Genomic DNA, 12,806 nt, shown 5'->3' on the forward strand with positions numbered 1-12,806 from the left:
CTCGAACTCAGACTCCCCACCAGCGCGGACGAGGTCACCAGCAGCACCAAGGAGGCCGCGGGCTGGCTGGACGCGCACTGGCAGGACTGGGTCGCCGGCGGCATCCGGATCGTCTTCATCGTGGTGCTCGCGCTGGTGCTGCGGGCCATGGTGCGCAAGCTGATCACGCAGCTGATCGGACGGATGACCAAGCCCGCCGAGAGTGAGGACGCCGAGCCGAGCCGGCTGGGCGGGCTGCTGGCGAACAGCGGGGTGGTCAACCCCGAGCGGCGCCGGCAGCGCTCGGAGGCGATCGGCTCGGTGCTGCGCAGCGTGGCCTCGTTCAGCATTCTGGGCACGGCCGCGCTGATGGTGCTGTCGGCGCTGGGGATGAATCTGGCGCCGCTGCTGGCCAGTGCCGGTGTCGCGGGTGTGGCGATCGGTTTCGGCGCCCGCAACCTGGTGACGGACTTCCTCTCCGGGGTCTTCATGATCATGGAGGACCAGTACGGGGTGGGGGACGAGATCGACACCGGGGTGGCCACCGGCACCGTGCTGGAGGTCGGCCTGCGGGTGACCAAGCTGCGCGGGGCGAACGGCGAGATCTGGTACATCCGCAACGGCGAGGTGAAGCGGATCGCCAACATGAGCCAGGGCTGGTCGACCGCCTCGGTGGACGTCCAGGTCGGCTACAAGGAGGACCTGGTCCGGGTCGAGGCGCTGATCCTGGAGACGGCGGAGGCGCTGTCCAAGGAGTCCCCGTACGACGAGCTGATCTGGGCGCCGTTCTCGGTGCTCGGGGTGGAGTCGGTGGCGGCGGACTCGGTGGTGCTGCGGCTGGAGGCGCGGACGGCCCCGGGCAAGTCCGCGCTGGTGGGACGTGGTCTGCGGCAGCGGCTGAAGGCGGCCTTCGACCTGGCGGGGATCAAGCTCAAGGAGGAGATCCCGACGGCGGCCGCGGCCGCCGCGACCGCCGTGGCTGCCGCCGCCGTGGTCGCCCCGGTCCTGGTGGCCGACGCCGGGCCGCCGTCGGCGCTGGCCGATCCGACCTCCCCGCGGTCGCTGGCCGCGGCGCCGATACCGGCTCCGGCCCGCGCGGGCGACGACGCCGGGCCCCTCAAGAGCACCTGAGCCGGTCGGCGCGGCCTGCGGGCCCCGGCCCGGGCGTCCGTGCGGACGGCCCGGGGTGCCTTCCACCGAGCCCCGTCCCCTTTGCCGGGGGCGGGGCTCGGTCGTGTCCGGTAACGCTTCGGCATCCACCTTCGGGCGGGCCATTGACACCCTGCTGAGCCGGGTTCTACGGTCCTCTCCAAGCGACTGGAAAGTTTCCTAACAGTTCTTGTCGCAACCACCGGGCGACCCCGCCCGGTCCCCCCGGCATGCCGGGCCCGAGCCACCCCGGCCTGCCGGCCGGGCCACCGAAAGAGGAGGATCGACCTGTGACCGAGAACACCAGCCGCCTCCCCCTCGCCGGTACCCCCAGCCTGCTGCGCGCCATCAACGACCGGGCCGCCCTCCAGCTGCTGCTGGAGAACGGGCCGCTGTCCCGCACCCAGATCGGCACCCTGACCGGCCTGTCCAAGCCCACCGCCTCCCAGCTGCTGGCCCGGCTGGAGGCCGCCGGGCTGGTCCTGCCGGTCGGCACCACCGAGGGCGGCCCCGGGCCGAACGCGCAGCTTTACCAGGTCGACCCGGCCGCCGGGTACGTCGCCGGGCTGGACGTCACCACCAGCCAGGTCCGGGTCGCGGTCGCCGACATCACCGGCCGCACCCTCGCCGAGCACGTCGTGCCCACCAAGGGCCGGCCCGCCGCCGCCACCGTCGAGAACGTCGCCGAAGCGGTCGCCGAGACCGTCCGCCGGGCCGGCCTCGCGCCCGGCAGCCTGCGCGAGATCGTGATCGGCGTCGGAGGCGCCCCCGACCCCGTCACCGGCAAGCTCCGCTACGCCTCGCACCTGCCCGGCTGGCACTCCCCGCGGCTCACCGACGAGCTCTCCGCCGCGCTGGACGCGCCGGTGAGCATCGAGAACGACGTCAACCTGGCCGCCGTCGCCGAACAGGCCTCGGGCGCGGCCCAGGGCTGCGAGGACTTCGTCCTGCTCTGGGCCGGCGAGGGCACCGGCGCCGCGATCGTGATCGCCGGCCGCCTGCACCGGGGGTTCACCGGGGGCGCCGGGGAGGTCGGCTACATGCCGGTGCCCGGCGCGCCGGTGGTCCGCGACGTCCGCCGGAAGAACTCCGGCGGGTTCCAGGAACTCGTCGGCGCGCCGGCCGTCCGGGCGCTCGCCCGGGAGCACGGCCTGACCGCGCCGAGCGCCGAGGAGGCGGTCCTGCTGGCCCTGGAGACCCCGGGCGCCGGCGACGACTTCCTCACCGCGCTGGCCGGGCGGCTGGCCGTCGGGCTGGCCGTGATCGTCTCCGTCGTCGACCCCGAGCTCGTGGTGGTCTCCGGCGGGGTCCCGATCGCCGGCGGCGAGCGGCTGCGGCTGCTCGTCGAGGACGAACTGGCCCGGATCGCGATCACCCGGCCGGAGGTCCGCAGCAGCGCGCTGCCCGGGCCGCCCGTCCTGCACGGGGCGCTGCAGCGCGCCCTGGCCGCCGCCCGCGAGGCGGTCTTCTCCACCCACTGACCCGCCACCCACCGACCCTCCCCGCGCCGACCCGCCACACCGACTCTCCCCGCACCGACCCGCCGCACCACAGCTGAGGACGACTCAGAACGGCGCCGTACCCGACACCGCGACCGCAGCACACCTTCCCCCAACCCCCGCCGGGCGACGAGGCAATGACGCCTGCCCGCGCACCCCCAGGAGGACCTCGAAGTGCACGCCACCACCTCCCGCAGAGCCCGCCGTACGATCGCCGCCGTCACCGGCAGCGCCGTCCTGGCCCTGCTCGCCACCGCCTGCACCGGCACCAACTCCGCCGGTGGCAACGACGATTCGGCCAGCGGCAAGGACGTCACGATCACCTTCTGGCACGGTTGGAGCCAGGACAGCGAGACAAAGGCGATCAACGACAACATCGCCGCCTTCGAGAAGGCCCACCCGAACATCCACGTCAAGGCCGTCGGCAACATCGCGGACGACAAGACCAACCAGGCGCTGCGGGCCGGCGGGGACGACGCCCCCGACGTGGTGTCCTCCTTCACCACCAACAACGTGGGCACGTTCTGTTCGTCGAACGTCTTCGCGGACCTCAACCCGCTGCTGAAGAAGGACGGCATAGACGCCGCCAAGACCTTCCCGGCGGCGATGCTCAACTACACCCAGTTCAAGGGCAACCAGTGCTCGCTGCCGCTGCTCGGTGACGTGTTCGGCCTCTACTACAACAAGAAGGCCTTCGCCGCGGCCGGCATCACCGCGGCGCCGAAGACCTTCAGCGAGTTCGCCGACGCGGCCGCCAAGCTGACCATCGCCGACGGCGACGGCTTCAAGCAGCTCGGCTTCATGCCGAACTACCACGGCTACGAGTCGACCACCGAGCACTTCCTCGGCCAGTTCGGGCCCAGCTACTTCGGCACCGACGGCAAGTCGAGCATCGCCACCGACCCCAAGGTCGCCGAGATGCTGACCTGGCAGAAGGGCCTCGTCGACAAGCTGGGCGGCTTCGACAAGCTGGAGAAGTACCGCACCTCCTTCGGCGACGAGTTCAGCGCCAAGAACCCGTTCCACACCGGCCAGGTCGCGATGGCGATCGACGGTGAGTGGCGGACCGCGTCGCTCGCCACCGACAAGCCCGACTTCGAGTGGGCCACCGCGCCGTTCCCGGTGCCGGACGCCGAGCTCTCCACCTACGGCCGCGGCTACCAGACCGGCACCATCATCGGCATCGCCAAGAACAGCAAGAAGCAGGCCGCGGCCTGGGAGCTGGTCAAGTACCTGACCACCAACACCGACGCCGTGGTGAGCTTCGCCAACGCCATCCACAACGTGCCGAGCACCTTCGAGGCGCTGAACTCGCCGAAGCTGGACGCCGACGCGAACTTCAAGACCTTCCTCGACATCGCGAAGAACGCCAACTCCGGCACCACGCCCGCCAGCGTCAACGGCGGCGCGTACATCGTGTCCCTGCAGAACCTGGGCTACGACTACGAGTCGGGCAAGCAGACCGACCTGGCGGCCGGCCTCGCGGCCACCGCGAAGGAAATCGACGCCGCCGTGAACCAGGCGAAGTAGCGTAAGGCGAGCAACACATGGCAATCGCGTTCGGCTCCCGTAAGGCGAGTGCCGGACTCCCCGTCCCGGCGGCGCTTCGCAGCAAGCGCCGCCGGGAGGCGGCCCGCACCCTGGCCTTCCTCTCGCCCTGGCTGATCGGCTTCGGCTTCTTCTTCGTCTACCCGCTGGTCTCCACCGTCTACTTCTCCTTCACCCACTACGACGGCTTCACGGCCCCGGTGTTCACCGGTCTGAAGAACTGGTCGTACGTCTTCAACGACTACCCGTTCTTCTGGCAGGGCCTGCGGAACACCCTGTGGCTGGTCGTGGTGATGGTCTCGCTGCGGGTGGTCTTCGGTCTCGGCATCGGCATGCTGATCACCAAGGTGAAGACCGGTGCCGGCCTGTTCCGGACCTTCTTCTACCTGCCCTACCTGGCCCCGCCGGTGGCCGCCACGATGGCCTTCGCCTTCCTGCTCAACCCCGGTACCGGCCCGGTCAACCAGCTGCTCGGCGACCTCGGTCTGCCGGCGCCCGGCTGGTTCACCGACCCCAGCTGGTCCAAGCCCGCCCTGACCATGCTGGCCATGTGGGGCATCGGCGACCTGATGGTGATCTTCATGGCCGCCCTGCTGGACGTGCCGAAGGAGCAGTACGAGGCCGCCGAGCTCGACGGCGCCGGACCGCTCCAGCGCTTCCGCTACGTGACCTTCCCGAACATCTCGCCGATCGTGATGTTCGCGGTGGTCACCGGGGTGATCCAGACCATGCAGTACTACACCCAGGCGATCGTCGCCGGGAAGGTCGCCAGCGGCGTGATCGGCGGCTCCGGCCAGCAGTTCGAACCCGGCTACCCCCAGGGCTCCACCTGGACCCTGCCGCAGATGGTCTACAACCTGGGCTTCCAGCGCTTCGACTACGGCTCGGCCTGCGTCATCGCCCTGATCCTGTTCGCCATCGCGATGGCGTTCACGTCGATCCTTCTGCGCCGCAAGTCCGGCTTCATGGCGAACGAGGACTGACCCATGACACTCAGCACCACCCTCACCAAGCCCGCGGCCGCGCCCGGCTCCTCGAAATCCGCCTCCGAGGCCGCCAGGACCGCCCGCCGGCGGGCCGCCCTGCACTGGGTCGCCGTGCACTCGACCGCGATCGCGGCCGCGCTGTTCTTCGTCCTGCCGTTCGTGTTCGTCTTCCTCACCTCGGTGATGACCGACCAGCAGGCCCTCACCAAGAACCTCTGGCCCACCTCCTGGGAGTGGGGCAACTACCTCAAGGTGTGGCAGACCCCGGGCTTCCTCACCTGGTGGCGCAACACCCTGCTGTACGCGGGCCTGGGCACGCTGCTGACCGTGGTCTCCAGCCTGCCGGTGGCGTACGCGCTGGCCAAGTTCCGCTTCCGGGGCCGCAACCTCGCCCTGATGGCCGTCATCTCGATGATGATGCTGCCGCCGCAGGTCACCGTCATCCCGATGTACCTGTTCTGGGCGAAGCAGATGCACCTCAGCGGCACCCTCTGGCCGCTGATCATCCCGATGGCCTTCGGCGACGCGTTCTCGATCTTCCTGCTGCGTCAGTTCCTGCTGACCATCCCCAAGGAGTACATCGAGGCCGCCAAGATCGACGGCTGCGGTGACCTGCGGACGCTGCTCAAGGTCGTGCTGCCGATGGCCAGGCCGGCCATCGCCGCCGTGGCGCTGTTCCAGTTCTTCTACGCCTGGAACGACTACTTCGGCCCGCAGATTTACGCCAGCGAGAACGCCGGTGCCTGGACGCTCTCGTACGGGCTGGAGTCCTTCAAGGGCGCCCACCACACCAACTGGAACCTCACGATGGCCGCCACCCTCCTCGTCATGGCACCCGTCATCATCCTGTTCTTCTTCGCCCAGAAAGCCTTCATCGAAGGCGTCACACTGACAGGGGTCAAGGGCTGATGTCCCCCACTCTCAAGCTCGCCGTCGTCGGCGGCGGATCCACCTACACCCCCGAACTCATCGACGGCTTCGCCCGGCTCCGCGACACCCTGCCGATCGGCGAACTCGTCCTGATCGACCCCGCCGCGGACCGCCTGGAGCTGGTCGGCGGGCTGGCCCGGCGGATCTTCGCCAAGCAGGGGCATCCCGGCACGGTCACCACCACCACCGACGTCGCCGCCGGCGTGCAGGGCGCGGACGCCGTCCTGCTGCAGCTGCGGGTCGGCGGACAGGCCGCCCGCGACCGGGACGAGACCTGGCCGCTGGAGTGCGGCTGCGTCGGCCAGGAGACCACCGGCGCCGGCGGCCTGGCCAAGGCCCTGCGCACCGTCCCGGTGGTGCTGGACATCGCCGAGCAGGTCCGCCGGGCCAACCCGGACGCCTGGATCGTCGACTTCACCAACCCGGTCGGCATCGTCACCCGGGCACTGCAGAGCGCCGGGCACAAGGCCGTCGGCCTGTGCAACGTGGCGATCGGCTTCCAGCGGCGCTTCGCCAAGCACCTGGGCGTCGACCACGAACTGATCCGGCTCGACCACGTCGGGCTGAACCACCTCACCTGGGAGCGCGGCGTCACCCTGCTCGACGCCCCCGGCAGCGCCACCGGCCGCGAGGTGCTGCCCGAGCTGCTGGCCGGCTTCGGCAAGGAGATCTCCGAGGACCTCCACCTGCCGCTGCCGGTGATCCAGCGCCTCGGCGTCGTCCCCTCGTACTACCTGCGGTACTTCTACCAGCACGACGTGGTGGTGCAGGAGCTGAAGGCCAAGGGCTCCCGGGCGATGGAGGTCGCCGCGATCGAGCGGCAGCTGCTGGACATGTACGCCGACCCGGCGCTGGACACCAAGCCCGAGCTGCTGGCGCAGCGCGGCGGCGCGTTCTACTCCGAGGCGGCCGTCCAGCTGATCGCCTCGCTGCTGGGCACCGACGGCCGGACCACCGTGCAGGTCGTCAACACCCGCAACGACGGCGTGCTGCCGTTCCTGCCGGACGACGCCGTCGTCGAGGTGCCGGCCGAGGTGGACGCCGGCGGCGTGCGCCCGCTGCCGCAGCGCCCCGTGGAGCCGCTCTACGCCGGCCTGATCGCCGGCGTGACCGCGTACGAGCAGCTCGCCCTGGAGGCCGCGCTCAAGGGCGGCCGGGACCGGGTCTTCGACGCCCTGCTCGCGCATCCGCTGGTCGGCCAGCTGGAGCTCGCGGACAAGCTGACGGACAGCCTGCTCGCCAACAACCGCGAGCACCTCAGCTGGGCCTGAGCAGCCCTCAGCAGCACCCAGAAACCCCGGTCGGGACGACGGCCGGGGCACGTACGAGCGCGGGGACCTGATGACCCACCAGCCCGATCCACTCCTGCCCGGCGTCCTGGCCATCGACGCCGGCAACAGCAAGACCGACGTCGCCCTCGTCGGTGCCGACGGCACCGTCCTGGGCAGCGCCCGGGGCGGCGGCTTCCAGCCGCACCTGGTCGGTCCCAAGGCCGCGATCGCCGCCCTGGTGCCGCTGGTCACGGCCGCGGCCGCGCAGGCCGGCCACGCCCTCGGCGACAGACCGCTGACCAGCCACGTCAGCGCCTGCCTGGCCAACGCCGACCTCCCGGTGGAGGAGCGGCTGCTGCAGGCCGCCATCGCGGAGCAGCCGTGGGGCGTCACCGCCGAGGTGGTCAACGACACCTTCGGCCTGCTGCGGGCCGGCACCGACGGGCCGCGCGGGGTGGCCGTGGTCTGCGGCGCGGGCATCAACTGCGTGGGCCTGCTGCCGGACGGCCGGACGGCGCGGTTCCCCGCCCTCGGCGAGCTCACCGGCGACTGGGGCGGCGGCGCGGGCCTGGCCGCCAGCAGCATGTGGCACGCGGTGCGGGCCGAGGACGGCCGGGGCGCGCCGACCGCGCTGGCCGCGGCCATCGCCGCGCACTTCGGCCTGCCGAGCTCCAGCGCCGTCGCCGAGGCGATGCACCTCGGCCAGCTGGACCGCGGCCGGCTGCACGAGATCGTCCGGGTGCTGTTCGCCACCGCGCAGGCCGGCGACGCCCCGGCGCTGGAGCTGATCAACCGCCAGGCGGACGAGATCACCCGCCTCGCGATCGTCGCCCTCACCCGGCTCGGCCTGCTCGACGAGCCGACCCCGGTGGTGCTCGGCGGCGGTGTGCTGGCCTCCCGCCAGCCGCTGCTGATCGACAACGTGACGGCCCGGCTGGCGGCCGCGGCCCCGCGGGCCGAACCGCGCATCGTGGTCGCCCCGCCGGTGCTGGGCGCCGCCCTGCTCGGCCTGGACCACCTGACGGCGGCGGGCCTGGGCGGCGGCCCCGCCGCCCAGGAGCGGCTGCGTCTGGCGTACGCGCTCCAGGACCAGGTCGCGGCCTGAGGCCGGCCCGGCACCACCCGCCCTTCGGGGCAGCACCACCCGCCCTTCGGGGCAGCACCCTCCGACCCGGCGTCCGCCAGGGAGGTCGGCCGGACGGGCCCGCACGCCTGCCCGGCCGGCTCCCCCGGCGGACGCCGTCATGTCCGGGCCCGCCACCTGCGGACGTGACATCCTGCGGCCCGGCGGCGGTGGACGCCTCACCGGCCGGACGGCCCGGCTCGTCTACGCTCCTCCCCATGAGCCCCTCCATCGCCTCGAACACCCGTGTGGAAGTTGCCGAGTTGCTGGACTTCGTCCGGCCGCGGCACCGCGCGCTCCTGCTCACCCGCCGGGCCGACGGCTCCCCACAGGCCTCGCCGCTCACCTGCGGCGTGGACGACGCGGGCCGGATCGTCGTCTCGACGTACCCGGAGCGCGCCAAGGTCCGCAACGCCCGCCGTGACCCGTCGGTCAGCGTGGTGGTGCTGTCCGACGAGTGGAACGGACCGTGGGTGCAGATCGACGGCGAGGCCGAGGTCGTCGACCTGCCCGAGGCGGTCGAGCCGCTGGTCGAGTACTACCGCAACATCGCGGGCGAGCACCCGGACTGGGACGAGTACCGGGCGGCGATGGTCAAGCAGGGCAAGTCGCTGATCCGGATCACCCCGCGCCGTTGGGGCCCGATCGCCACCGGCGGCTTCCCGGCCCGGCTGGCCGCGCCCGAGGGGGACGGGGTGGACGAGGGGGACCAGGGGGACGACGGGCAGGGCTGAGCCACCGGTCCGCCCGCCCCGTACCGCCCGCGAAGGACGTCCAGTGACCCGTCCCGGCGCCGCCGGCCCGCCCGACCCCGAGCACTCTCCGGTGCCCAGAGACCCGCTGCCGTCCGAGGAATCGCTGCCCCCGACCGAGCGGCGCAACCCGGCCAGCACCGGCCTGGACCGGCTCGGCACCGCCGAACTGCTGGCCCTGATCAACCGTGAGGACGCCGGCGTGCCGGCCGCCGTCGCCGCCGCGCTGCCCGCGATCGAGGCCCTGGTGGAGGCCGGCCTGGCGGCCCTCGCCCGGGGCGCCCGGGTGCACTACTTCGGGGCGGGATCCTCCGGCCGGGCCGCCCTGGCCGACGCCGCCGAACTGCTGCCCACCTACGGCGTCGGACCGGAGACCGTCTGCCCGCACCTGGCGGGCGGACCGGCGGCCGGGCGGACGGCCGACGAGGCGGCGGAGGACCGCGCGGACGGCACCGACACGGCCGACGTCCGGGCCGGCGACCTGGTGATCGGGATCAGCGCGAGCGGCCGGACGGCCTACGTCGGCGCCGCGCTCACCCACGCCCGGGCGGCCGGCGCCGTCACCGCGTTGGTCTCCGCGGACCCGGCCGCCCCGCTGGCCGCCCGTGCCGACCTGCACATCGTGCTGGCCACCGGCCCCGAGGTGGTCACCGGCTCCACCCGGATGAAGGCGGCGACCGCGCAGAAACTCGCCCTGAACATGTTCTCGACCGCGCTGATGGTCCGCACCGGGCACACCTGGTCGAACCTGATGGTGACCGCCTCGGCCGGGAACGCGAAACTGCACCGGCGGGCGGTCCGTACGCTGTCCCTGGCCTGCGGGGTGCCGGCCGCCGAGGCCGAGCGGACGCTGCGGGCCTGCGGGGGCGAGACCGCGACCGCACTCGTCTCGCTGCTGGCCGGCGTCGGGCCCGAGGCCGCCGGGGCCGCGCTGCAGGCGGCGGGAGGCCTGCCGCTGGCCGCCGTCCGGCGGCTGGCCGCACCAGCGGCCGCAACGCCGGCCGCGCCCGACGTCCACGACCCGGAGGACCGTTCATGAGCACGCCCGACGACCAGGCCACCGGCCTGCGAACCGGCCCCGGCACCGCCCCGGCCGCCCGCCCCGGTCCGACCGCGCGGGAGCCGGGAACCGGACCGCTGCCCTGGTCCGAGCAGCGCCTGGTGCTGGGCGTCGACGCCGGCGGCACCGCCGTCCGGGCCGTCCTCACGGACCTGACGGGCCGACGCCTCGGCGAGGCCCGGACCGGCGGCGGCAACCCGCAGGCCCAAGGCGGGCCGGCGGCCGCACACCGGATCGGCGAGGCGGTCCGGGCCGCGCTCGGCGACCACGACCCGGGCCGGCTCGCCGCCTGCGTGATCGGCCTGGCCGGCCACCGCCGGTTCGCCACCGACGCGGCCGCGGTGGCCTTCACCGAGGAGTGCCGGACGGCCGCCGGCCCGGCCGTCCCCGGCCACCTGCGCCTGTCCCTGCGACCGGACGCGGAGGTGGCCTTCGCCGCCGGCACCGCCGCGCCGGACGGCGTGGTGCTGATCGCGGGCACCGGCGCGGTCGCCTGCCGGCTCCAGCGCCGCCGGGTCAGCACCGTCCGGGGCGGCCAGGGCTGGCTGCTCGGCGACGAGGGCTCCGGGTTCTGGCTCGGCCGGGAGGCCGCCCGGCACGCCCTCGACACCCTGGGGTCGCCGTCCGGCGCGCCGGACGCGCTGACCACCGCCGTACTCGCCGCCCTGGACGTCCCCGCCAGGCCGCGGGCCGGCGCCGTCGCGGGCCTGCTGCGCGCGGTCTACGACGCGCCGGCCACCGCCCCGGCCACCCTCGCGCCGCTGGTCAGCACCGCCGCGGCGGCCGGCGACCAGGCCGCGGCCGGGATCGCGGCCCGCGCGGCGGCCCACCTGGGCACCCTGGTCGAAGCCACCCTGCCGGCCGGTGCCCCGCCCGAACCGATCGTGCTGGCCGGCGCCGTGGCCGCCTCCCCCGGCCCGGTGCGGGACGCGCTGACGGCCGCCCTGGCCGACCTCCCCGGCCAGGTCCTGGTGGCCGGGGACACCACCATGGCGGCCGCCTGGCTGGCCGCCCGCACGATCGTGCCGGGCACCCCGCACGGGGCCTTCCTGCCGTAGGCGGGCCGGCTCCGGGCGCCCCGCGCGGCCCGCCCCGGCCCTGTCCGGGCGCGGCCCGCCGTCTACCTGCTGGACGCCCCGGCCCCCGCCCGCCCTGTTCGGGTTGAGTGTCGGGCGGGCAGGGCGGTCGACCAGGAGGTGGCGAGGATGCGAGGCTCGCGAGGCGTGGCGCCGACGGACGGCGGGCCGGCGCCCGAGCGGCGGCGCTGGGTGGTGCTGGCGGTCGGGATGCTCGCGATGGCCACCGGCTGCGCGTTCCAGTACGGGCTGCCCTACCTGATCCCGGCCCTGCGCGACGAGGGCCTGACGCTGGGGCAGGCCGGCCTGCTGGCGGCCTGCCCCGTGTTCGGGCTGGTGCTGACGCTGGCAGCCTGGGGTTCGGCGGCGGACCGCTGGGGCGAACGCTGGGTGCTGGCGGGCGGGCTGGGCCTCGCCGGACTGGTGCTGCTGGCCGCACGGCAGGTGCACGGGACGGCCGCGCTGGGTGCCTGCTTCGTGCTGGCCGGTGCGGCCGGGGCCTCGGCGCACGCCTCCAGCGGGCGGCTGATCCTCGGCTGGTTCCCGGCCCGGGAACGGGGTGTCGCGATGGGGCTGCGGCAGACCTCGCTGCCGCTGGGGATGGCGCTCGCCGCCGTTCTGCTGCCCCGGACGGCGGCGCACGGGCGCGGGACGGCGCTGGCCGTGCTGGGCGCGATGAGCATGGCGGCGGCCCTGCTGGTGGTGGCCGCCGTCCGCGATCCGGCCCGGCCGGCCCGGGACGCGGTGGAGCGGGCCGGGTCGCCGTACCGGACGCCGGTGCTGTGGCGGCTGCACGGCGCGGCGACGCTGCTGGTGGTGCCGCAGTACGTGGTGGGCTCCTTCGCCCTGGTGCTGCTGGTGGACGAGCGGGGCTGGGCGCCGTCCACGGCCGGTGCGCTGCTGGCCTGCGTCCAGGTCGGCGGGGCGGGCGTCCGGTTGGCCTCGGGCCGCTGGTCGGACGTGGTGGGCAGCCGGACCGGTCCGATGCGGGTGCTGGCCCTGGTGACCGCCGGGGCGCTGGCGGCGCTGACGGTGAGCGTGCTGACCCGCTCGCCCGTCGCGACGGTGGCGCTGGTGGCCGCCGGGGTGCTGACGGTGAGTACCAACGGGCTCTCGTTCACCGCCGTCGCCGAGTACGCGGGGGCCGGCTGGGCGGGCCGCGCCCTCGGCGTCCACACCACCGCCCAGAACGCGGTCGCGGCCTGCGTGCCGCCGGTGGCCGCCCAGCTGATCGGCGCGCGCGGCTTCGGCCTCGCGTACGGCCTGACCGTCGCTCTCCCGCTGCTGGCCGCCACCCTGGTACCGACGGCCCTCCGCCCGCCCGACGCCGAACCGGTGGCCGGTGCCGGGACGGCGGACGACACCGGGCCGGTGACCGAAGCCGGGCCGGGGTCGCCGGGCGAACTCCGCCCCGCCCGGCGGACGTAGACTCC

Annotated in this window: 11 protein-coding genes; all 11 read left to right on the forward strand. The window is 74.1% G+C overall.

The features are described 5' to 3' along the window. Positions 1-66: 66 nt before the first annotated feature. Positions 67-1,110, forward strand: coding sequence for a mechanosensitive ion channel family protein (locus OG689_RS14000; protein WP_266327113.1), 1,044 nt, complete (start codon positions 67-69; stop codon positions 1,108-1,110). Between the two features lie 308 nt (positions 1,111-1,418). Next, positions 1,419-2,609, forward strand: coding sequence for an ROK family transcriptional regulator (locus OG689_RS14005; RefSeq protein ID WP_266320529.1), 1,191 nt, complete (start codon positions 1,419-1,421; stop codon positions 2,607-2,609). A gap of 192 nt (positions 2,610-2,801) precedes the next feature. Next, positions 2,802-4,157 carry an ABC transporter substrate-binding protein gene (locus OG689_RS14010; protein WP_266320531.1) on the forward strand — a complete coding sequence of 452 codons (1,356 nt, stop codon included), beginning with the start codon at positions 2,802-2,804 and terminating at the stop codon, positions 4,155-4,157. Between the two features lie 17 nt (positions 4,158-4,174). Further along, entirely contained in the window at positions 4,175-5,158 is a 984-nt protein-coding gene (locus OG689_RS14015) for a carbohydrate ABC transporter permease (RefSeq protein ID WP_266320533.1), read from the forward strand. 3 nt (positions 5,159-5,161) lie between these two features. Next, positions 5,162-6,070, forward strand: coding sequence for a carbohydrate ABC transporter permease (locus tag OG689_RS14020; RefSeq protein ID WP_266320535.1), 909 nt, complete (start codon positions 5,162-5,164; stop codon positions 6,068-6,070). Continuing rightward, positions 6,070-7,362 carry a 6-phospho-beta-glucosidase gene (locus OG689_RS14025; protein ID WP_266320536.1) on the forward strand — a complete coding sequence of 431 codons (1,293 nt, stop codon included), beginning with the start codon at positions 6,070-6,072 and terminating at the stop codon, positions 7,360-7,362. The genes OG689_RS14020 and OG689_RS14025 overlap by 1 nt, the downstream gene beginning before the upstream one ends. 70 nt (positions 7,363-7,432) lie before the next feature. Next, the gene (locus OG689_RS14030) at positions 7,433-8,467 is read left to right on the forward strand and encodes a BadF/BadG/BcrA/BcrD ATPase family protein (RefSeq protein ID WP_266320537.1); all 1,035 of its coding nucleotides are present in this window, start codon (positions 7,433-7,435) and stop codon (positions 8,465-8,467) included. 236 nt (positions 8,468-8,703) lie between these two features. Further along, a complete protein-coding gene (locus tag OG689_RS14035; RefSeq protein WP_266320539.1) occupies positions 8,704-9,219 on the forward strand; it encodes a PPOX class F420-dependent oxidoreductase in 516 nt (171 codons plus the stop codon). A gap of 43 nt (positions 9,220-9,262) precedes the next feature. Continuing rightward, positions 9,263-10,276 carry an N-acetylmuramic acid 6-phosphate etherase gene (locus tag OG689_RS14040; protein WP_266320540.1) on the forward strand — a complete coding sequence of 338 codons (1,014 nt, stop codon included), beginning with the start codon at positions 9,263-9,265 and terminating at the stop codon, positions 10,274-10,276. Then, positions 10,273-11,355, forward strand: a complete 1,083-nt coding sequence (locus OG689_RS14045; protein WP_266320542.1) for a BadF/BadG/BcrA/BcrD ATPase family protein — start codon at positions 10,273-10,275, stop codon at positions 11,353-11,355. The genes OG689_RS14040 and OG689_RS14045 overlap by 4 nt, the downstream gene beginning before the upstream one ends. 147 nt (positions 11,356-11,502) lie before the next feature. Beyond that, positions 11,503-12,801 (forward strand): MFS transporter, encoded by a 1,299-nt coding sequence (locus OG689_RS14050; protein ID WP_266320543.1) that lies wholly within the window; start codon positions 11,503-11,505, stop codon positions 12,799-12,801. The last annotated feature ends 5 nt before the right edge of the window (positions 12,802-12,806 follow it).

This window comes from Kitasatospora sp. NBC_00240 (genome assembly GCF_026342405.1).
Lineage (GTDB): Bacteria > Actinomycetota > Actinomycetes > Streptomycetales > Streptomycetaceae > Kitasatospora.